The organism is Streptomyces sp. JJ66 (assembly GCF_019303495.1).
In the GTDB taxonomy this organism is placed as follows: Bacteria; Actinomycetota; Actinomycetes; order Streptomycetales; family Streptomycetaceae; genus Streptomyces.
The window spans coordinates 63,064-84,485 of record NZ_JAEVFI010000014.1 but is presented as its reverse complement, the minus strand read 5'-3'; the positions used below and the strand labels follow the sequence as shown (position 1 = coordinate 84,485).

Sequence of the window (21,422 nt, the reverse complement as noted above, 5' to 3'; positions counted from 1 at the left end):
GGCGACCCGCGCCGCGCGCGGCGACCCGCGCCGCGCGCGGCGACCCGCGCCGCGCGCGGTGCCCGGCGCCCTGGCCGGTATCGCGCCGTGGGCTGTCAGTGCGGCATGGCAGGATCGGTCCCGTGGCTGAGAACGTGGCGAAGACGGCAACTCCTGACGACCCCCAGTCGGCGCGGCACGGCGGCGGTGACCCGGCGCCGCCGCGCCGCCTGCTGCTCATGGACGGGCACTCGCTCGCCTACCGGGCTTTCTTCGCGCTGCCCGAGGAGAACTTCTCCACCACCACCGGGCAGACGACGAACGCGGTCTACGGCTTCACCTCCATGCTGTCGAACACCCTGCGTGACGAGGCGCCGACCCATTTCGCGGTGGCGTTCGACGTCTCCCGCAAGACGTGGCGCGCCCAGGAGTACACCGAGTACAAGGCGAACCGCTCCAAGACACCGGACGGGTTCAAGGGCCAGGTGGAGCTGATCGGTGAACTGCTGGACGCGATGAACGTCAAGCGGTTCGCCATCGAGGGTTACGAGGCGGACGACGTGATCGCCACGCTCGCCACGCAGGCCGAGGCGCAGGGCTTTGAGGTGTCCATCGTCACCGGCGACCGGGACGCGTTTCAGCTCGTCTCTGACCACGTCACCGTGCTCTACCCCACCAAGGGTGTCTCGGAGCTGACGCGCTTCACCCCGCAGAAGGTGCGCGAGAAGTACGGTCTGGAGCCGCGCCAGTACCCGGATTTCGCGGCCCTGCGCGGTGACCCGTCGGACAACCTGCCCGGCATCCCCGGCGTCGGCGAGAAGACGGCCACGAAGTGGATCAGCCAGTTCGGCTCGTTCGAGGAGCTGGTGGCCCGGGTGGAGGAAATCAAGACGAAAGCCGGGCAGAACCTGCGCGAGCACCTGGAGGCGGTGAAGCTCAACCGGCGGCTGACGGAAATGGTGCGCGACGTCGCGCTGCCGTGCGGCCCCGCCGAGCTGGAGCGCGCCCCCTACGACGGGGAGGCGCTGCGCACCCTGCTGGACGCGCTGGAGATCCGTAACGCCAACTTCCGCGAGCGCCTGTTCGCCGCCGACCCGGGCACCGCCGGTCAAGGCGCCGAGCCCGCCCCGGCGGCCGGGGTGGAGCTGGACGGCAGGGTGCTGGGCACGGGCGAGCTGGCTGGCTGGCTGGCTGAGCACACCGCGCAGGGCCGCCCGCTGGGCCTGGCCAGTGTGGACGACTGGAAGCTGGGCGCGGGCCAGGTCACCGAGGTCGCGCTGGCCACCGGCGATGGCCCGGCCGCCTGGTTCGACCCGGCGCAGCTGGACGCGGCCGACGAGCAGGCGTTCGCCGCCTGGCTGGCCGACCCGGGCCAGCCCAAGGCCGTGCACAACGCCCGCGCCACCCAGCGCGTGTTCGCCGAGCACGGCTGGCGCGTCGATGGCATCACCACCGACACCGCGCTGGCCGCCTACCTGGTGCAGCCGGGCCGCCGCAGCTTCGCCCTGGAGGCGCTGAGCGTGGAGTTCCTCGCCCGCGAGCTGCCCCAGCCCGCGCAGAGCGCCAGCGGCCAGCTGGCGCTGGGGGCCGACGAGGCGGCCGAGGCCGACGCGCTGATGGGCCAGGCCCGCACCGTGCTGGACCTGGGCGAGGCGTTCAAGGGACGCCTGGCCGAGGTGGGCGCCACGGAGCTGCTGGCCGGCATGGAGCTGCCCGTCTCGGAGCTGCTGGCCCGCATGGAGCGCGCCGGTATCGCCGCCGACCGCCCGTGGCTGAGCCAGCTGGAGCAGCAGTTCGCCGACGCCGTGCAGCAGGCCGTACGTGAGGCGCACGCCGCCGTCGGCCACGAGTTCAACCTCGGTTCGCCCAAGCAGCTGCAGGAGGTGCTGTTCGGTGAACTGGCCCTGCCCAAGACGAAGAAGACCAAGACGGGCTACACCACCGACGCCGACGCGCTGGCCTGGCTGGCCACGCAGACCGACCACGAGCTGCCGGTGCTGATGCTGCGCTACCGCGAGCAGGCCAAGCTGCGCACCACGGTCGAGGGCCTGATCAAGACGATTGGCGCGGACGGCCGTATCCACACCACCTTCAGCCAGACCGTGGCCTCCACCGGCCGCCTGTCCTCCACCGACCCGAACCTGCAGAACGTGCCGGTGCGGACCGACGAAGGCCGCGCGATCCGGCGGGCGTTCGTCGTCGGCGAGGGCTACGAGTCGCTGATGACGGCCGACTACAGCCAGATCGAGCTGCGCGTCATGGCGCATCTGTCCGACGACGACGGGCTCATCGAGGCGTTCACCGGCGGGGAGGACCTGCACACCACCGTCGCCTCGCAGGTCTTCGGCGTCGAACCGGGCGCCGTCGATCCGGAGATGCGCCGCAAGATCAAGGCCATGTCCTACGGGCTGGCCTACGGCCTGTCCGCCTTCGGCCTCTCCCAGCAGCTGGGCATCAGCCCGGAGGAGGCGCGCGGTTTGATGGAGACCTTCTTCGAGCGGTTCGGCGGGGTGCGGGACTACCTGCGCCGCGCCGTGGAAGAGGCCCGCGCTGTCGGCTACACCTCCACGATGCTCGGCCGCCGCCGCTATCTGCCGGACCTCAACTCCAGCAACCGGCAGCGCCGTGAGATGGCCGAACGCATGGCGCTCAACGCCCCCATCCAGGGCACCGCGGCCGACATCGTCAAGATCGCCATGCTGCGGGTGGACAGCGCCCTGCGCGCCGGGGAACTGAGCTCGCGCCTGCTGCTGCAGGTGCACGACGAGATCGTGCTGGAGATCGCCCCGGGTGAACGGGCCGCGGCGGAGGAGCTGGTACGGCGCGAGATGTCCGGCGCGGTGGAACTGCGCGCCCCGCTGGACGTGTCCGTGGGGGTGGGCGCCGACTGGGAGTCGGCGGCCCACTGACGCACGTCTGTGGCCAGGCCCCGTTCACTAGCCGGACGGCCGCCGGGCGCCAGCGCCGCATGGTGTCCGGAAACCGGATCACCCCGGCCGTGGCCGAAGGCAGCGGGGTGTCGTAAAGTCACCTCGCTGCCGTTGATTTCGCCGTGCACACGGCAGCATGACCACGCACACGCATAGGGGAGGGACGGCCGTATGGCGGGTCGTAGGGGTGGCAGGATTCGCAAGGGTATGACCAGTACGGCCGTCGCTGCGGCCGCCATGGTCGTCCTCTCCGCCTCGCAGGCGCCCGGCGCTCCGCTGTGGCCCGAACCGCAGGCCAAGGACCCGGCCGCGGGCGCCGGTGACCAGCTGCCCGAAGGCGACGACTCCTACCACACCGAGCTCCCGCCGCTGGAGTCGCCGGGCAAGCCGGGCACGTCCAACGACCTTGACCCCGACGGCACTCCGGTCCTCACCGGCCCGGCCGAGGCAGGTATCCCCGCCACCGTCCTGGCCGCCTACCAGCGAGCCGAGTCCACGGTGCGCGCCGAGCGGCCCGGGTGCAATCTGCCCTGGCAACTGCTCGCCGCCATCGGCAAGGTGGAATCCGGCCAGGCCCGTGGCGGCGCGGTGGACGCCGAGGGCACCACCACAGCGCCCATCCTCGGCCCCAAGCTCGACGGCAACGGCTTCGCTCTCATCCGCGACACCGACGGCGGCGCGCACGACGGCGACACGACCCACGACCGGGCCGTCGGCCCCATGCAGTTCATCCCCTCCACCTGGGCCACCTGGGCAGCCGACGGCAACGACGACGGTGCCAAGGACCCCAACAACATCTTCGACGCGGCCCTGGCCGCCGCCCGCTACCTGTGTGCGAACGGCCGGAACCTGGACCAGCGCGCCGACCTGGAACAGGCCATCCTCAGCTACAACCGCTCCACCGAATACCTGCGCACCGTGCTGTCCTGGCTGGAGTTCTACCGCAAGGGTGTGCGCGAGGTCCCCGACACCAGCGGCTCCCTGCCCGGCTCCCCGGGCGCGGGCAACCCGGACCAGCCTGCCACCCGCCCGGTCTCCGACCGGCCCGCAGCCGCGGACGCCCCCAAGCTGAAGCCCGGTGCGAAGCCGAAGCCCCAAGCCAAGCCTGGTGCGAAGCCGGAGACCACGCCCGGGCCGAAGCCGAAGCCGGAAACCCAGCCCGGGGTGAAGCCGCAACCCCAGCCGGAGCCGGGCAACGGCGGGGACCGGGAGCGGCCGGACGGGTTCGACGGGCGGGCAGGCGAGGACAGGCCCGCGCGCCCGGCCCGCCCCGGCGACCGCCCCGACCCCATGGACCCGCCCCCGCAGGAGAAGCCGCACGACAAGCCGACCACCCCCGGGGAGCCCGACGAGCCGGGCGAGAAGCCCGACGAGCTCCCGGCCGAGTGCGAAGCCGACCCAAACGAGCCGACCGAGCCAGGCGAGGACGAGGACCAGCCCGAGCCCGGTACCGAGAAGCCCACCGACCGGAAGCCCGCCAAGAAGCCGGACGCCCAGCCGGACGAAGCCAAGAAGCCAGGCGCCCAGCAGGACGGCGAAAAGCAGGACCGCGAGAAACGGGACGAGACCCAGCAGGACGGCGAGGAGCCCGAGGACAAGCCCGGCGACAAGCCCGACGACGAGTCCACCGACCCCTGCGGCGATGAGGCTGACGGCGACACCGACACCGGCGACACCGACCCCGAGGAAGACGACGCGGACGACCCGGCGCACCAGCCCGAGCCGGGCCACCAGGACGATGCGGCCACCAAGCCCCAGCCGACCGCCAGGGCGTCCCGCGCCTGACGCGGCCCGGTAGGAGGACCTGCGGCACCCGTGGCCTGAGGCCCGGGCCACGGTGGAGCCGGCGGCGGTTCACCAGCCGGCGGCTGCGGCCCGGCCGAGCGCGTCCCGCACGGGGAGACCGAGCCACACGCCGCCATGGTCCCCGGCGGAGCGGCGGAGGGAAAGGCGGAGCGGAAGGCCCCGGCCTCTCGCCCGGGCGAAGACTGGGGGAGGGTCAGGGGCGAGCGCACACGAAGATCGCCGTGCCCGGGATGAGCGCGCCGCGCCGGGGGGACCAGCCGCCCCACTCGGCGAAGTTCCACGCTGGCCACTGCGGCTCCACCAGATCGAGCAGGGTGAATCCGGCGGCTACCACGTCCCGCACCCGGTCACCCATCGTGCGGTGGTGTTCGACGTACAGCGTGCGCCCGGCCTCGTCCTGCTCGACGTAGGGCGTGCGGTCGAAGTAGGACGCCGAGACCGTCAGTCCTGCGGGCCCGGGCTCGTCGGGGAACGCCCAGCGCAAGGGGTGCGTCACCGAGAACACCCACCGCCCGCCGGGCCGCAGCACGCGCCGCACCTCGCGGAAGACCCGGACCGGATCGGCGACGAAGGGCACCGCTCCGTAGGCGGAGCAGGCGAGGTCGAAGGCGCCGTCGGCGAAGGGCAGCGCACCGGCGTCGGCCTCCACCAGGCCCAGCCCGTCCGCGCCGAGGCGCAGGGCGTGCTGGAGCTGCCGGTGCGAGAGGTCCAGCGCCACCGGGCGGGCGCCCTGTGCGGCCAGCCAGCGTGAGCACTGCGCGGCTCCGGCGCCGATCTCCAGCACGCGCGCCCCGGCCAGCGTCGCGGGGTCGCCCAGGAGGCGGGCGTCGGCCTCCTCCAGCCCTTCGGGGCCCCAGACGAAGCGGGCGTCGCCGAGGAACGCGCCGTGTTCGCGCTGGTAGGCGTCGGCGTTGCGGTCCCACCAGCCGCGGTTGGCGCGGCTGGTTTCGGCGCCTCCCGCGTCCCGGCGCACCGCGTAGCCGTCGTCGTCCTCGTCGTCACGTGTCACCGCACCGCCGCACCCCTTCACCGTCGCGCCGCGCGGCAACGATAGGCTGTAGGCATCTTGTACGTGCGGCGTGCGGGGAGCACACTGCGGTGTGCGGCGGCGACTGCGTCCCGGACCGGTGGCGGTTTGCCCCATCTGTCCCACCTGTCGCAAACGCGCATTGACCATGCTCGCCCGCGGCCGTATGCTACAAGTTGCGCTGCGGGCCTGCGCGCCTCGGACGGAGCAGGTCGCGCTCGCTTCTGTTGTATGTCCCCTCGGTTGTCGAGGTGTCTTCGCCGTTTTTCGGGGGAGCGCCTCTGAAGGCTGTCCGGCTTCGGCGGTTGCGATACGGGCTCACGGCGTAGCAGTACCTACGACTTCTGTGTCCGTACCGGAGCCCTTTACCACATGACGAGCAGCACCGAGACCACCGTGACCACCCCGCAGGTTGCGGTCAACGACATCGGTTCCGAGGAAGCCTTCCTCGCCGCGATCGACGAGACGATCAAGTACTTCAACGACGGCGACATCGTCGACGGCGTCATCGTGAAGGTCGACCGGGACGAGGTCCTGCTCGACATCGGTTACAAGACCGAGGGCGTCATCCCTTCCCGTGAGCTGTCGATCAAGCACGACGTTGACCCCAACGAGGTCGTCGCCGTCGGTGACGAGATCGAGGCCCTGGTTCTCCAGAAGGAGGACAAGGAAGGCCGCCTGATCCTGTCCAAGAAGCGCGCCCAGTACGAGCGTGCCTGGGGCACCATCGAGAAGATCAAGGACGAGGACGGCATCGTCACCGGTACCGTCATCGAGGTCGTCAAGGGCGGTCTCATCCTCGACATCGGCCTGCGCGGCTTCCTGCCCGCCTCCCTGGTCGAGATGCGCCGCGTGCGCGACCTCCAGCCGTACGTCGGCAAGGAGCTCGAAGCCAAGATCATCGAGCTGGACAAGAACCGCAACAACGTGGTCCTGTCCCGCCGTGCCTGGCTGGAGCAGACGCAGAGCGAGGTCCGCCAGACCTTCCTCACCACCCTGCAGAAGGGCCAGGTGCGCTCCGGCGTCGTCTCCTCCATCGTCAACTTCGGTGCGTTCGTGGACCTCGGCGGCGTCGATGGTCTGGTGCACGTCTCGGAGCTGTCCTGGAAGCACATCGACCACCCCTCCGAGGTCGTCGAGGTCGGCCAGGAGGTCACGGTCGAGGTCCTGGACGTCGATATGGACCGCGAGCGTGTCTCCCTGTCGCTGAAGGCGACGCAGGAAGACCCGTGGCAGCAGTTCGCCCGCACGCACCAGATCGGCCAGGTCGTGCCCGGCAAGGTCACCAAGCTGGTGCCGTTCGGCGCGTTCGTCCGGGTGGACGAGGGCATCGAGGGCCTGGTCCACATCTCCGAGCTGGCCGAGCGCCACGTGGAGATCCCCGAGCAGGTCGTCCAGGTCAACGACGAGATCTTCGTCAAGGTCATCGACATCGACCTGGAGCGCCGCCGCATCAGCCTGTCGCTGAAGCAGGCCAACGAGTCCTTCGGCGCCGACCCGATGGCCGTCGAGTTCGACCCGACGCTGTACGGCATGGCCGCGTCCTACGACGACCAGGGCAACTACATCTACCCCGAGGGCTTCGACCCCGAGACCAACGACTGGCTCGAGGGCTACGAGAAGCAGCGCGAGGAGTGGGAGAACCAGTACGCCGTGGCGCAGACGCGCTTCGAGCAGCACCAGGCGCAGGTCGTCAAGTCCCGCGAGGCCGACGAGAAGGCCGAGGCCGAGGGTGCCCCCGCCGGTGCCCCGCAGGGCGGCGGCAGCCAGGGCGGTGGCGGCGGCAGCTCCTACTCGTCGGACTCCGGCGAGGACAGCGGCGCGCTGGCCTCCGACGAGGCCCTGGCGGCTCTCCGCGAGAAGCTCGCGGGCGGCCAGAGCTGAGCCCAGCGGCCCCGGCCCTGAGCCCGAGCGGCTGAAACACCACGCGTGAGGCCCGCTCCCCCACCCGGGGGAGCGGGCCTCACGCGTAGCCGGTCGGGCCTGGCCGTGTCCCCATGATCACATGCGGGCTAAGCTTGGGGGATGGCTTTGGAATGGGAACAGGTAGTGGTGGACGCGAGGGACCCGGTGGCCCTGGGGCAGTGGTGGGCCGAGGCGCTCGGCTGGGTCGTGGTCGAACCCTCTCCTGAGGAGTTCGAGATCCGCCCCGCACCAGACCGCCTGCCGGGGCTGCTCTTTGTCCAGGTCGAGGAGGGCAAGACGGTGAAGAACCGGCTGCACCCCGACTTCCGCCCGGACGACCAGGGCGCCGAGGTGGCTCGCCTGGTAGCCCACGGCGCCCGGCCCGTGGACGTCGGCCAGGGCGACCAGTCGTTTGTTGTTCTGGCGGACCCCGAGGGCAACGAGTTCTGCGTCCTCGGCCAGCGGCGTCCGTAAAGGCTTCCCGTAGCGTGCCTGCCGGGGGCTGGCGGCGTCACGCTCCGGTGGCAGGTGCCCCCCGGGCGGCTCACGGCGCGCGCCTGCCGCCCGAGCCGCCCCGCGCCAGCGCCACACCGGAAACCGGCAGAGCGGGCGGGAATGACCTTGCCGCCCCCCGCGTTGGAGAGGGCGGTAAGCGAACCCGAGGGGCGAGGTAAGCCGTGTTGAAGCCGCGTGATCTGTACGAGTGGGAGCCGAGCGGCCTGCGAGCGGTGGACGAGATCATCGACCGTGGCGTCGGCGGCGGTCTGGTCATGCTCTACCACTTCGGGGGCTTCATCGACGCCGGGGCCACCGGCGAGCAGATCGTGGAGCGCCTGCTCTACAGCCGCCCGCACCAGACGGTGGCCCGCTTCGACGCCGACCGCCTGATCGACTACCGGGCCCGCCGCCCGATGATGACGTTCCGCCGCGACCAGTGGGTGTCCTACGACGCCCCCGAGCTGGCGGTCCGGCTGCTGCACGACGCGACGGGCACGCCGTTCCTCCTGCTCAGCGGCCCCGAGCCGGACGTCCAGTGGGAGCTGTTCACCGCCGCCGTCCGCGAGATCGTCGAGCGCCTGGGCGTGCGGCTGTCGGTCACCTTCCACGGCATCCCCATGGGCGTCCCGCACACCCGCCCCGTCGGTCTCACCCCGCATGGAAACCGCAGCGATCTGGTGCCCGGCCGCCCCACGCTGTTCGACGAGGCGCAGGTCCCCGGCAGCGCCGCCTCGCTGCTGGAGTACCGGCTGACCGGCGCCGGGCACGACGCGCTGGGCCTGGCCGCGCACGTCCCCCACTACATCGCCCGCTCCCCGTACCCGGACGCCGCGCTCGTCGTCGTCGAGACGATCACCTCGGCCACCGGGCTCGTCCTGCCCGCCCTGGCCCACACCCTGCGCGGCCAGGCCCACAAGACGCAGACGGAGATCGAGCGTCAGCTCGCCGACGGCGACGGTGAACTGGCCGCCGTCGTACGCGGACTGGAGCAGCAGTACGACGCGATCGCGGGCTCCGCCACGCGCGGCAACCTCGTCGCCGAGCCCGCCGAGCTGCCGTCGGCGGACGAGCTGGGCGCGGTCTTCGAACGCTTCCTGGCCGACCGCGAGCGCGAAGGCGGCGACGGCCAGAGCTGATCCGGCTGCCGGGGGAACGCCACCGGCCGGGGCGCGCGCGGAACCGGCCAGTAAGGTGTCGGCCATGCTCACTGTGGGACTGACCGGCGGCATCGGCGCGGGCAAGAGCGAGGTCGCGCGTCTCTTCGTCTCCTACGGCGCCGTCCTCATCGACGCCGACCGCATCGCGCGCGAGGTGGTCGAACCCGGCACCGAGGGCCACGCCGCCGTCGTCGCGGAGTTCGGCGAAGGCATCCTCACCGCGGACGGCGGCATCGACCGCCCGGCGCTCGGCCGCATCGTCTTCGCCGACGCCGAGCGCCGCGCCGCGCTGAACGCCATCGTCCACCCCCTGGTCGGCGCCCGCTCCGCCGAACTGCGGCAGGCCGCCGGCCAGGACGCCGTCGTCGTCCACGACGTGCCGCTGCTGGCCGAGAACGGTCTCGCCCCGTTGTACGACGTGGTGGTGGTCGTGGACGTCTCGCCCGAAACCCAGCTGCGGCGCCTGACCGAGCTGCGCGGTATGTCCGAGGACGAGGCCCGTGCCCGCATGGCCGCGCAGGCCACCCGCGCCGAACGCCGCGCGCTGGCCGACCACCTCATCGACAACGACGGCCCGCTCGACGCCCTTCAACCGCAGGTCCGTCAGGTGTGGGAGAGCCTGCGCAAGCGTGCCTAGCGCGCGGGACGGGAATGCTCCGGTACACCCGGGTGTTGTTCCGGGCCGAAGGAGGCACCGTATGTCCCGCACGCCCGAGACGCACGTCATCGACTTCCGCGCCGCCGAGAAGCTGCTGGAGGCGGGGGACCCGCGAGGCGCCGTCAAGCTGCTCGACCCGCTGATCACCGCGCACCCGGAGAACACCGCCGCCCGCCTGCTGCGGGCCCGCGCCTTCTACCACTCCGCGCAGCTGCGCTCGGCCGAGCTGGAGTTTCAGCTGGTCCTGGAACGCGAGCCGGACAACGCCTTCGCCCACCACGCCCTGGCCCGCACCCTGGAGCGCGCCAACCGTGCCGACGAGGCCCGCCGCCACTTCCGCCTGGCCGCCGCGCTCGACCCGCGCCCGGAGTACCTGGGCGCCGCCCGCTTCGAGGAGGACTGAGCCGGCGCCGCGCGCCCCGCCCGCCGGTCTGCTGGAGCGGACGCCACACTCCCGCCGGACTGCGCGGGGCCGAAGTGCCCGCCCCGGGCGCTGCCTTCCGCCCCGCGCGGTCCTAAGCTCGCGGGCATGACCCGTCGCGCCCCTGCCGCCGCAGTCCTCGCCGCCCTGCTCCTTGCCACCGCCTGCACCGTCGAGGACGTCCCCGACGTGGACGGCAACCCCGGTGCGGGGTCCGCCGCGCTCGCGTCGCTGGATGACCTCACCGTCAAAGGACGTGCCCCGAAATCCGGGTATGACCGCCGCAAGTTCGGCTCCCCGTGGCCCGATACCGACGGCAACGGCTGCGGCACCCGCGACGACATACTCCAGCGCGACCTCACCGACGTCACGGTGCAAGACGACTGCACCGTCACCTCCGGCACCCTCACCCCGGACCCCTTCACCGGCGAGCGCGTCACCTTCGAACGCGGCGGCCGCAGCGAGGTGGACATAGACCACCTCGTCGCCCTCTCCGACGCCTGGCAGAAGGGCGCCCACGCCTGGGAGCCCGCCAAGCGCATCGCGTTCGCCAACGACCCGCTCAACCTGCTGGCCGTCGATGCCAGCGCCAACCGCGCCAAGGGCGACGCCGACGCCGCCACCTGGCTCCCCCCGCACAAGCCCTACCGCTGCGCGTACGCGGCCGCGCAGGTCGCGGTCAAGGACAAGTACGAGCTGTGGGTGACGCAAGCCGAACACGCCGCCCTCACTCGCGTCCTCACCGCCTGCCCCGACGAACCCCTCCCCACCGGCACCGCCCCCACCACAGCCCCACCGGACTTTACCGCCCCGCGATAGGCGGATCGCTGCGCCACTTGTGTGCCTGCCCTGTGTAGTCAGTGGTATCTGCCGCCAAGGGGGCGCATGACCCGGCGACCATAAGCGGCGACGACGGACCGGCTGAGTTCCAGGAGCTCTGCCGGGACCTGGAGGCAGCCAGCGCAGCCCTGCCCGAGAGGACCTGCCGACGCAGGGGCACGGTCGGCTGCGGCGCCCGCCGGTGTGCCGGTGCGAGCAGGAAGCGCGGGGTCCCGGCGCAGACGCTGCGCGGCGGGCGGAGTGCGGCCACCTGACCCGCGTGTCAGTTCACCGGCCCAGGCGCAGGCCGTCCTTGGCCGCGCCCCGGCTGAGTACGGCCTCCTTGATGGCCTCCTGGGCCTTGACGTACCGGGGCTGGTCCGGGTCCTCGCGCAGCGCGCGCGGCAGGTTGACCACGCGCAGCGGGTCGTTGTCCATCACGTGCGGCACGAACTCGGCCTTCGTCACCCGCCACGCCTCGCCCGCCCGCGTGGGGGGCGTGAAGGTGAAGCGGGCTGTCGAGCCGTACTGGCCGCGCGGGTCGTTCATGACTCCGGCCACCTGGTCACCCATGCCGTACACCACCCAGGTGCCGCCCACCTTCTCGTACGCCTGCGGCACGTGGGCGTGGGTGCCGATGATCAGGTCGATCGCGCGCCGCCCGTCCACCTGGGCGGCCGTCAACTGCCCGGCGAGAGCCCGCTGCTGCGCGTTAGGCTCTTCCTGCCACTCGGTGCCCCAGTGCATGCTGACCACCACCACGTCCGCTCCGGCCGCCCGCGCGGAGGTGGCGTCGGCGAGGATACGGTCGGCGTCGATCAGGTTGACCAGGTACGGCTGGTTCTCGGGTACCGGGATGCCGTTGGTGCCGTAGGTGTAGGCGAGCTGCGCGACCTTCGCCCCGCCCGCCGTCAGCATCGCCGGCTGGTCGCGCTCGGCCGCCGAGCGGGCCGAGCCCACGTGCCGGACTCCGGCCGCGTCCATCGCGTCCAGGGTGCGCTCGACCCCTTCGGGACCGGCGTCCAGGGTGTGGTTGGACGCCGTTGAGCAGCTGTCGTACCCGGTGTCGGCGATCGCCTGCGCCACCTGCGGCGGCGTGCGGAACATGGGGTACCCGGAGAACGGGCCGCCGTCGGCGCCGACGACCGTCTCCAGGTGGCAGATGGCCAGGTCCGCCTGGGCGACGACGGGCTTGGCGCCCGCGAGCATGCTGCGGAAGTCGTAGGTGCGGGGCCCGGTGCCGTCGCCGCTTTCCCCGCCCGCGTCGGCGGCGGCCTGCCGGATGACGGAGTCGTGGCTGAGGATGTCGCCGGTCGCGACGAGGGTGAACGCCTCGGTCTTCCCGGCGGCCGGGGTGTCCTGCGGGGAGGGGCGGTCCTGGGGCGGGCCTCCGTCCGGCTGGCCGCACGCGGCCAGCGGGGTGAGCACGGCGGCGGCCAGCAGGGTTCTGGTGCGGCGTCGGCTGTGAGAGGGCACGGCTCCACTCCAAGGCACAGAGGCGGATTAATGTGATAATCCCACTTGTGTACTTTGGCGGAAACGTGCCTGCGCCGCCACGCCGACGGTTAGCCGGTATGGCGGCGCGGGACCACTCGTGCGGAGGAGCGGGGTACCACCGGGGCGCTACCCCGCGCCGCTACCCGGGGTGCGTGACCCGGATTTTCGACTGCTGGTGCGGCAGTTCCTCCCAGTCCGTCATCGCCCGCGCCGACAACCCGTGCGAGTGCGCCAGGGCCGTCAGCGTCTCCGTCCGGTAGTAGAAGTCCTCGCGCAGCACCTGGTGCTCCCGGCCCAGCGTGCGGTTGTAGGTGAAGTCGAAGTGCCCGCCCGGTGCGAGCACGCGGCCCACGTGTGCCAGGCACTCGTCGATGACCTCCACCGGAGAGTGCGAGAAGACACTGTGCGCGTGCACGACGGTGAAGTAGCCGTCCGGCAGGTGGGCCAGCTTCAGGTCGTCCACCAGCGTCAGGTGCGGCAGCTTGGCCTGGAGCCGGTGCTGGACGAGGGTGCGCCGCGCGGCGAGCAGGATCTCGGGCGAGATGTCGATCCCGTGGTAGTTCCCCGGTTCCAGGTGGGCGATGAACAGCCGGCCCGCCCGCAGGTTTCCGCACCCGATCTCCAGCATGCGGTCCGTGGGGGACAGGCCGTGCCGGACCAGGTAGTCGAACTGCATCTCGCCGAGCGCGACCCAGCGTTCGTGCGTGGCGCTGCCGACCGCTGATTCCGGGCTGCGGGCGGTGTCGTCCTTCATCACCGCGCGGTAGTAGGCCACGTGGTCGCTGCCCGCCATGCGCCGCAGCCGCCAGTCCCGCACCAGACGGCGCACGTGGGGCGGGATGCGCCCGGGGTGCTTGGCCGCGTAGCTGATCCGGTGGGCGAGCGAGGAGCGGTTGGTGTGCAGTCGTCGGGACATCGAGGTGCCTTTCGCCGGAATGCCGGTGGCCGTGGTGCGGTTGGACGTGCCGCACGGGAATCCCCGTGTGAGCATCGCTAACGTCAACGAGGTACCGGAGGCACAGGTGGCGGAAGAACTCGCGGCGATGCCGCAGGACTGGCAGCGGGCCCTGGCGGTGGTCGCCCACCCCGACGACCTGGAGTACGGCGCGGCGGCCGCGATCGCGCACTGGACGGCCCAGGGCAAGGAGATCAGCTACCTCCTCGTCACCCGGGGCGAGGCGGGCATCGACTCGATGGAGCCCGCCGAGGCGGCCCGGGTGCGGGAACGGGAACAGCGGGCCAGCGCGGCGGCCGTCGGCGTCCCGGCCGTGGAGTTCCTCGACCACCGGGACGGCGTGATCGAGTACGGCGTCCCCCTGCGCCGGGATCTGGCCGCTGCCATCCGCCGCCACCGCCCGGAACTGGTGCTCACCATCAGCGGCGACGAGACCTGGCCCGGCGGCTACTGGAACACCCCCGACCACAAGGCGGTCGCGCGGGCCACGGTGGACGCGGCCTCGGACGCGGGCAACCGGTGGATCTTCCCCGAACAGCTGGCCGACGGCGGCCTGGAACGGTGGGACGGCGTGCGCTGGGTCGCCATCAGCGTCGTGGCCGGCGCGACGCACGCCCAGCAGGTCACCGACGAGGACGTCGAGCGCGCGGTCGCCTCGCTCACCGAGCACCACGCCTACCTCAGCGCGCTGAGCGACGAACCACCGGAGCAGTACGCCCGTACCTTCCTGGCGGCCACGATGGACCCGCTGCGCCAGCGCCTGGGCCACCCTGCGGTCGCCTTCCGCGTCCACCCGCGCTAGGACCTGCCCGGCGGACCCCGGGAGCAGACGTGGGACAGCCCGGCGTCGGGCCTCAGCGGGGGGACGACGGCAGCGGCGCGGGGGCGGGCGTGCCGCCCGCCTGGCGGAGCGGGTCGCGCAGGCAGCGGGCGCGCCCGGCTCACCCCCGGTGGCGGGCCGCGCGCAGGGCCAGGACGGCCAGCGGGAGCAGCAGCGTCGCGGCCAGGGCGTTGAGCCAGCCGTAGCCCGCCTGGGCGACGACGACGCCTGAGAGCGCGCCGCCCGCCCCGGCCGCCGCGTTGGAGGCCAGGTCCGACAGGCCCTGGGCCGCCGTCCGCGCCGCACCGGGCACGGAGTCGGTCAGCAGCGCCGACCCGGCGACCAGACCCGCCGACCAGCCCAGGCCCAGCAGGAACAGGCCCACCGCGCTTTGCGTGTGGTCGCCGCCGGACGTGCCCGCCAGCAGTGTGGCCAACGCCAGCAGGCCCATGCCGAACCCGATCACCGCGACGCGTCCCACCCGGTCAGCGAGCCAGCCCATGACCGGTGAGAACGCGTACATCCCGGCGATGTGACCGCTGATGACGAACCCGATCAGCTCCAGGTCGGCGCCGTGGTGGCTGAGGTCCACCGGGGTCATGACCATCACCGCCACCATGACGGTGTGCGAGCCGGTGATGGCCGCCAGCGCGAGCAGGGCGCGGGGTGAGGCGGTCACCGCGCGCCAGCCCGCGCGCACCGAGCGGTCGGCGCCGGAGTCGTCCGGGCCGTCACCGGCCCCGGCGGCGATCGCCCGCGCGGTGAGCAGCGGGTCCGGCCGCAGCAGGAACCACACCAGGGCACCGGCGATCAGGAAGATGCCCGTACCCCACACGAACGGGCCTGCCGTCTGGGGTATCCCGAACCCCGCGAGGCTTCTCCCGGCCGGTCCGGCGAGGTTGGGCCCGGTCACCGCGCCGATCGTGGTGGCCCACACCACCAGCGAGATGGTGCGCGCGCGGTGCTGCGGCTCGGCCAGGTCGGCCGCCGCGAAGCGGGCCTGGAGGTTGGCGGAGGAGCCCGCGCCGAAGGCCGCCATGCCCGCCAGCAGCAGCGGAAACCAGCCCAGCACGGCGGCCACGACGACGACCGCGCCGCCCGCCGCGGCGATGAGGTACGCCAGCGTCAGCCCCGCCCGGCGGCCGCGTGCCGCCATCAGCGCGGCCAGCGGTACCGACAGCAGCGCCGTGCCGATGACCGAGGCCGTCGAGGCCAGCCCGGCGACCGCCTCCGAACCGCCGATGTCCTGCGCGAGCACGGCCGCCAGCGCGATGGCCGTCGCCACGCCGAGGCCGCCGAGCACCTGGGAGGCGATCAGCACCGCGTTGGTGCGGCGTCGGATGGCGGCGACTTCCGGCGCCGAGGGGACGCCTGCCGCAGGCGGCGCGACGGGGGAGACGGCGGGGGCGAGCGCGGATATGGCGGGGGTGTCGGCGCCTTCGGCGGGGTTGGTCACGCGGGCATTGTGGCAGCCGCCGCCCGCGCGGCCCACCGCATAGCGCCGACGACCGCGGCGGAACGCCCCGCCGCCGCGCCCGGCCAGCCTCCGCCGGGAGAGGGGGACCACCGGTCAGAACAGCGGGGCGGGCAGCACTCCCTCCAGCGCCAGCAGGGCCCGCTTGGTGTCCAGCCCGCCGCTGAAGCCGCCGAGCCCCCCACCGGTCGCCACCACCCGGTGGCAGGGAACGACGAGGGGCAGCGGGTTGGCGCCCATCGCCGCGCCCACGGCCCGGACCGCGCCGGGCTGCCCCACCGCGTCGGCCAGCTCCTGGTAGGTGATGACGCTGCCGTACGGCACGGACGCCGCCAGCTCGCGCAGGACGCGTGCGGTGAACCCCTCCGTCAGCGACCAGTCCAGCGGTATGCCGAACGTGTGCGGCCGGCCGGCGAAGTACGCGTCCAGCTCCCCGGCCGCGGCCCGCAGCACCGGATGGCTCCCGGCTTCGGCGGGCGCGGCGCCGAGCCGGGCTTCGGCCTGTTCCAGCGCGCGCCGTATCCGGTGCCGCTCGGCGTGGAAGCCGACGCTGAGCAGGCCCGCGTCGCTGGCGAGGAGCAGCAGCGGGCCGACGGGGGTGCGCCGCACCGTCCAGGACGCGGGCACGAGGGTGGCGGTCATGGGGCTGACCCTACGACCGCCCGCTGACAACGGTCAGCGGCGGCGGAACGGCACGCACCCCAGCGCAGCCGTACGGTGCGTCAGTCCCGGCCGCGCACCGCGTCACGGATGACGTCAGGACGGTTGCTGATGATGCCGTCCACGCCGAGGTCGGCCATGCGGGTGGCGGTCTCCGCGTCGTCCACGGTCCAGGTGAACAGCTCCAGGGGCTGACCGCTCGCTCCGGGGGTGGCGTGCACGGCGTCCACGTACGCGGCGGTGACGGTGGTGAAGCGCGGGTTGATCTGGTCGGCGAAGGCCGCGTAGTCAGGCAGCTCGGCCACGGCCGGGGTGCCCAGGAAGCCGGTCTTCACCGCGGGATTCAGGTCGTGGACGCGGCGCAGCGAGGCGGCGTCGAAGGTCTGGATGACCAGGCGGGAGCGCAGGTGCTGCCGGTCGAGCCAGCCCTCGTTGCCCAGCTCCTTGAGGATGTCCCGCTCGATGCCCGGGTACAGTTCCGGCTTCTTGATCTCCAGCAGCAGCTTCTGCTGGTTCGCGCTCATCCGGTCCAGGAACTCGCTGAGCGTGGGCACGCCCTCGCCCGCGTACTCCTCGCCGAACCAGGCGCCCGCGTCCAGCTGGTCGATCTCCGCCGCGGTGAAGTCGGCCACCTTCCACGGCGCGCGGTCCGGGAAGACCTCCTCGACGTTCGTGGTGCGCTTCAGCGTCTCGTCGTGCAGGACGATCAGCTCGCCGTCCTTGCTGCGCTGCACGTCGTTCTCCACCCACGCGATGCCCAGCTGGTCGGCCTTGTCGGCGGCGGCGAGGGTGTTCTCCGGGGCGTAGGCGGAGGCGCCGCGGTGCGCGACGGGCACTACCCCGTCGGGTAGGTAAGCGTCGGGCAGGTGAGTGCCGGGCAGGGGGACCTCGGGTGGCACGGGGGCGTCGGGCGCGGCGGGGACGACCGGGGCCTCGGGCGCGGGCGGCAGTGTCGGTGCGGGCGGCGGCGTCGGTGTGGGCACCGGCGTCCCGGGCGCGGGCACCGGCGCCGGGGCGGACGCCGCCGGGGCGGGCGACGCCGGGGCGAGGGTCCCCGGCGGTGTCGGGGTGGCCGGGGAGGCCGGGGCGGCGGTGAGGACGAGCGCGAGGACGCCCAGGAACGAACCGGTCACAGCGGTGGGGCGAAGGGACACAGGAAGCTCCTCACATCGGGGGGCGACGGTGTGCGCGCCGCGCGCCCACGCCGGTGCTTCGACGGTGCGCCAACCCGTCGTCGCGCTGCGTCAGCGACGCGCCCACGGGGAGCTTTCCCGGCCGCGACGGCGTTCACATGGGCGCCAAACGGGTGCCGGGTGACCACGAGCTGAACGTTGGCGGGTCAGGTGAGCAGGCCCGGACAGGGGGGTGACGCACGGCGCGTTGTCAGTGGTCCGCCGTACGGTGGGTGTCATGCGGCCCGTGACCCAGATCGAACGCAAGGTGGCGCCCTTCGAGGTCGTCAGCCCCTACCAGCCCAGTGGCGACCAGCCCACCGCCATCGCCGAACTCGCCCAGCGGGTGGAGGCGGGCGAGCGGGATGTGGTGCTGCTCGGCGCCACGGGCACCGGCAAGTCGGCGACGACGGCGTGGATGATCGAGAAGCTCCAGCGGCCCACGCTGGTGATGGCGCCGAACAAGACACTCGCCGCCCAACTGGCCAACGAGTTCCGCGAGCTGCTGCCGAACAACGCGGTGGAGTACTTCGTCTCGTACTACGACTACTACCAGCCCGAGGCGTACGTCCCGCAGTCCGACACCTACATCGAGAAGGACTCCTCGATCAATGAGGAGGTCGAGCGGCTGCGCCACAGCGCGACGAACTCGCTGCTCACCCGGCGGGACGTGGTGGTGGTCGCCTCCGTCTCCTGCATCTACGGCCTGGGTACGCCGCAGGAGTACGTGGACCGCATGGTGCCGCTGAAGGTGGGTGAGGAGATCGACCGGGACGCGCTGCTGCGGCGCCTGGTGGAGATCCAGTACACGCGCAACGACGTCAGCTTCACCCGTGGCACCTTCCGCGTGCGGGGGGACACCATCGAGGTCTTCCCCGTCTACGAGGAGCTGGCCGTCCGCATCGAGATGTTCGGCGACGAGATCGAGGCGCTGTCCACGCTGCACCCCCTCACCGGCGAGGTCATCAGTGGCGACACGGAGCTGTACGTCTTCCCCGCCTCCCACTACGTGGCCGGTGAGGAGCGCATGCACCGCGCGGTGCGGGCCATCGAGGACGAACTGGCGCAGACGCTGGCCACGATGGAGAAACAGGGCAAGCTGCTGGAAGCCCAGCGGCTCCGCATGCGCACCACATACGACCTGGAGATGATGCAGCAGATCGGCAGCTGCTCGGGCATCGAGAACTACTCGCTGCACATCGACGGCCGTGAGCCCGGCTCCCCGCCGCACACCCTGCTCGACTACTTTCCCGAGGACTTCCTGCTGGTCATCGACGAGTCCCACGTCACCGTCCCGCAGATCGGCGCCATGTTCGAGGGCGACGCCTCCCGCAAGCGCACCCTGGTGGACCACGGCTTCCGGCTGCCCTCCGCTATGGACAACCGGCCGCTGAAATGGGAGGAGTTCCTGGAGCGGACCGGGCAGACGGTGTACCTGTCCGCCACCCCCGGCCCCTACGAGCTCTCCCGCTCCGACGGTGTGGTGGAGCAGATCATCCGCCCGACCGGCCTGGTGGACCCAGAGGTCGTCGTCAAGCCCACCGAGGGCCAGATCGACGACCTGGTGCACGAGATCCGCACCCGTACCGAGAAGGACGAACGGGTCCTGGTCACCACGCTGACGAAGAAGATGGCCGAGGACCTGACCGACTACTTCCTGGAGATGGGCATCGCCGTGCGCTACCTGCACAGCGACGTGGACACCCTGCGCCGGGTGGAACTGCTGCGCGAACTGCGCGCGGGCGAGTTCGACGTGCTGGTGGGCATCAACCTGCTCCGCGAGGGCCTGGACCTGCCCGAGGTGTCGCTGGTGGCGATCCTGGACGCGGACAAGGAGGGCTTCCTGCGCTCGGGCACCTCGCTCATCCAGACGATCGGCCGTGCCGCGCGCAACGTCTCCGGCCAGGTCCACATGTACGCGGACAAGATCACTCCGGCGATGGAGAAGGCCATCGACGAGACGAACCGGCGCCGGGCCAAGCAGATCGCCTACAACACCGAGCACGGCATCGACCCGCAGCCGTTGCGCAAGAAGATCGGCGACATCGTCTCCGCCATCGCCCGGGAGGAGGTTGACACCGAGCAACTGCTGGGAACCGGCTACCGCCAGCCGTGGGAGCTCGGCAAGGGCGGCAAGCCGAAGGCACCGGTGCCAGCACTGGGCAAGGGCGCGGTCAAGGCGGACGCCCAGGGGGCCGCCGCCGGCACCGAGGCCACGCCGACGGACCGGCCCGCGACGGAACTGGCCGGGGTCATCGAACAGCTCACCGAGCGCATGCGTGCGGCCGCCGCCGAGTTGCAGTTCGAGGTCGCCGCCCGGCTGAGGGACGAGGTCAGCGAGCTGAAGAAGGAACTGCGCCAGATGCGCGAGGCCGGACTGAAGTGACCGGCTCGGGTGGGCCGGGCCTTCGGGTGCCCTGGGCCTGGCCGCCCGGAGGCGGGTGGCCAGGCGCTCTCGCCTTTGCCATTTCTTGAACATGCCGTACGCTGCACTACGCGGAGGGGAGTACTCCCGGTTTGCGATGTTCCCGTCAATACGGGTCGGCCGTTTCGGCCCCGGGGCATCGGCCCGTGGCTGTCGCGGCCCGGGCGGAAGAGACCTCCGGCCACTGACAGCCGGAGGAGCGCTGCATGGAAGTAACGCTGACCACGTGGGTCGTCACCGTCGTCGTTCTCTGCGCCCTGATCGCCGTTGACTTCTTCATCGGCGGTCGCAAGCCGCACGAGGTGTCGATCCGGGAAGCGGGTATCTGGTCGGCCGTCTGGGTCGCCCTCGCCGTGATCTTCGGCGCCAGCCTGCTGTGGTGGGGAGACACACAGGCGTCCGGTGAGTTCTTCGCCGGGTACATCACCGAGAAGTCGCTGAGCGTCGACAATCTCTTCGTCTTCATCCTCATCATGGCGAAGTTCTCCGTCCCGCCGATCTACCAGCAGCGCGTGCTGATGATCGGTGTGCTGATCGCCCTGGTGCTCCGGGCGGGCTTCATCGCCGCCGGCGCCGCGCTCATCTCGCAGTTCGCCTGGATCTTCTTCGTCTTCGGCGCGTTCCTGGTGTGGACCGCCTGGAAGCTCATCCAGGAGGCCCGCGCCGAGGACGAGGAAGAGGCGTACGAGGAGAACCGCCTTTTGAAGGCCATCGAGCGCAAGTTCCCCTCGACCGACCAGTACCACGGCACGAAGATGACGATCGTCGAGAACGGCCGTCGCCTGATGACGCCGATGCTGATCGTCATGCTCGCCATCGGCACCACCGACGTGCTGTTCGCGCTGGACTCCATTCCGGCGATCTTCGGCCTCACCCAGGACCCGTACATCGTCTTTACCGCGAACGCCTTCGCGCTGATGGGCCTGCGGCAGCTGTACTTCCTCATCGGCGGCCTGCTGAAGAAGCTGGTCCACCTGTCCTATGGTCTGTCGATCATCCTCGGCTTCATCGGCGTGAAACTGGTCCTGCACGCGCTGCACGAGTACGGCGTGCACGTCCCGGTGATCTCCACCCCGGTCTCGCTGGGTGTGATCTGTGGGGTTCTGGTCGTCACGACGATCACCAGTCTGATCGCGGCGAAGAAGACGAACGCACAGGCGGCGCAGCCGGACGACGACGTGTCCGTGAAGTAGCCGCCCCCGCACCCGCCGCAGGGGCT

General features: G+C 72.0%; 17 protein-coding genes. 11 read left to right on the top strand and 6 right to left on the bottom strand.

All coding sequences use genetic code 11. The annotated features are described in order from the left end of the window. Window positions 1–122: 122 nt before the first annotated feature. Together polA and JJV70_RS23250 are read left to right on the top strand one after the other, a co-directional pair. Window positions 123–2,888: a DNA polymerase I gene (gene polA, locus JJV70_RS12445; RefSeq protein ID WP_374227285.1), complete on the top strand. Its 2,766-nt coding sequence runs from the start codon at window positions 123–125 to the stop codon at window positions 2,886–2,888. A 228-nt stretch (window positions 2,889–3,116) separates the two neighbouring features. Beyond that, on the top strand, window positions 3,117–4,694 hold the full coding sequence (locus JJV70_RS23250; RefSeq protein ID WP_306823451.1) for a lytic murein transglycosylase: 1,578 nt from the start codon (window positions 3,117–3,119) through the stop codon (window positions 4,692–4,694). A gap of 214 nt (window positions 4,695–4,908) precedes the next feature. Here the strand turns inward: JJV70_RS23250 and JJV70_RS12435 are convergent, their stop codons facing one another. Continuing rightward, complete coding sequence (locus JJV70_RS12435; RefSeq protein ID WP_308294799.1) at window positions 4,909–5,724, bottom strand: class I SAM-dependent methyltransferase; 816 nt, start codon at window positions 5,722–5,724, stop codon at window positions 4,909–4,911. Window positions 5,725–6,114: 390 nt separating this feature from the next. Here JJV70_RS12435 and rpsA point away from each other — a divergent pair, with 390 nt between their 5' ends. The 6 genes from rpsA to JJV70_RS12405 all read left to right on the top strand — a co-directional run bounded on the left by rpsA (window position 6,115) and on the right by JJV70_RS12405 (window position 11,200). After that, a complete protein-coding gene (gene rpsA, locus JJV70_RS12430; RefSeq protein WP_219047928.1) occupies window positions 6,115–7,626 on the top strand; it encodes a 30S ribosomal protein S1 in 1,512 nt (503 codons plus the stop codon). Window positions 7,627–7,767: 141 nt separating this feature from the next. Continuing rightward, window positions 7,768–8,121 carry a VOC family protein gene (locus tag JJV70_RS12425; protein WP_219047927.1) on the top strand — a complete coding sequence of 118 codons (354 nt, stop codon included), beginning with the start codon at window positions 7,768–7,770 and terminating at the stop codon, window positions 8,119–8,121. 203 nt (window positions 8,122–8,324) lie between these two features. After that, window positions 8,325–9,281, top strand: a complete 957-nt coding sequence (locus JJV70_RS12420) for a PAC2 family protein (RefSeq protein WP_219047926.1) — start codon at window positions 8,325–8,327, stop codon at window positions 9,279–9,281. A 64-nt stretch (window positions 9,282–9,345) separates the two neighbouring features. Beyond that, window positions 9,346–9,939 carry a dephospho-CoA kinase gene (gene coaE, locus JJV70_RS12415; protein ID WP_219047925.1) on the top strand — a complete coding sequence of 198 codons (594 nt, stop codon included), beginning with the start codon at window positions 9,346–9,348 and terminating at the stop codon, window positions 9,937–9,939. Window positions 9,940–10,000: 61 nt separating this feature from the next. Continuing rightward, window positions 10,001–10,363 (top strand): tetratricopeptide repeat protein, encoded by a 363-nt coding sequence (locus JJV70_RS12410; protein ID WP_219047924.1) that lies wholly within the window; start codon window positions 10,001–10,003, stop codon window positions 10,361–10,363. A gap of 126 nt (window positions 10,364–10,489) precedes the next feature. Next, on the top strand, window positions 10,490–11,200 hold the full coding sequence (locus JJV70_RS12405; protein ID WP_219047923.1) for an HNH endonuclease family protein: 711 nt from the start codon (window positions 10,490–10,492) through the stop codon (window positions 11,198–11,200). Between the two features lie 288 nt (window positions 11,201–11,488). On the opposite strand, the gene JJV70_RS12400 is transcribed toward JJV70_RS12405, so the two are convergent. Together JJV70_RS12400 and JJV70_RS12395 are read right to left on the bottom strand one after the other, a co-directional pair. Next, window positions 11,489–12,676, bottom strand: a complete 1,188-nt coding sequence (locus tag JJV70_RS12400; protein ID WP_308294798.1) for a CapA family protein — start codon at window positions 12,674–12,676, stop codon at window positions 11,489–11,491. A gap of 160 nt (window positions 12,677–12,836) precedes the next feature. After that, on the bottom strand, window positions 12,837–13,613 hold the full coding sequence (locus JJV70_RS12395) for a class I SAM-dependent methyltransferase (protein ID WP_219047921.1): 777 nt from the start codon (window positions 13,611–13,613) through the stop codon (window positions 12,837–12,839). A 127-nt stretch (window positions 13,614–13,740) separates the two neighbouring features. Here JJV70_RS12395 and JJV70_RS12390 point away from each other — a divergent pair, with 127 nt between their 5' ends. Beyond that, window positions 13,741–14,454, top strand: a complete 714-nt coding sequence (locus JJV70_RS12390; protein WP_257573840.1) for a PIG-L deacetylase family protein — start codon at window positions 13,741–13,743, stop codon at window positions 14,452–14,454. Between the two features lie 139 nt (window positions 14,455–14,593). Here the strand turns inward: JJV70_RS12390 and JJV70_RS12385 are convergent, their stop codons facing one another. The 3 genes from JJV70_RS12385 to JJV70_RS12375 form a co-directional block, all read right to left on the bottom strand. Next, the gene (locus JJV70_RS12385) at window positions 14,594–15,928 is read right to left on the bottom strand and encodes an MFS transporter (protein ID WP_374227284.1); all 1,335 of its coding nucleotides are present in this window, start codon (window positions 15,926–15,928) and stop codon (window positions 14,594–14,596) included. A 114-nt stretch (window positions 15,929–16,042) separates the two neighbouring features. Beyond that, the gene (locus JJV70_RS12380; RefSeq protein ID WP_219047920.1) at window positions 16,043–16,588 is read right to left on the bottom strand and encodes a methylated-DNA--[protein]-cysteine S-methyltransferase; all 546 of its coding nucleotides are present in this window, start codon (window positions 16,586–16,588) and stop codon (window positions 16,043–16,045) included. A gap of 80 nt (window positions 16,589–16,668) precedes the next feature. Next, window positions 16,669–17,487, bottom strand: a complete 819-nt coding sequence (locus JJV70_RS12375) for a glycerophosphodiester phosphodiesterase family protein (protein WP_257573838.1) — start codon at window positions 17,485–17,487, stop codon at window positions 16,669–16,671. 529 nt (window positions 17,488–18,016) lie between these two features. Between JJV70_RS12375 and uvrB the strand changes: the two genes are divergently transcribed. Further along, on the top strand, window positions 18,017–20,164 hold the full coding sequence (gene uvrB, locus JJV70_RS12370; RefSeq protein WP_219047918.1) for an excinuclease ABC subunit UvrB: 2,148 nt from the start codon (window positions 18,017–18,019) through the stop codon (window positions 20,162–20,164). A gap of 245 nt (window positions 20,165–20,409) precedes the next feature. Beyond that, the gene (locus JJV70_RS12365) at window positions 20,410–21,396 is read left to right on the top strand and encodes a TerC family protein (RefSeq protein WP_219047917.1); all 987 of its coding nucleotides are present in this window, start codon (window positions 20,410–20,412) and stop codon (window positions 21,394–21,396) included. The last annotated feature ends 26 nt before the right edge of the window (window positions 21,397–21,422 follow it).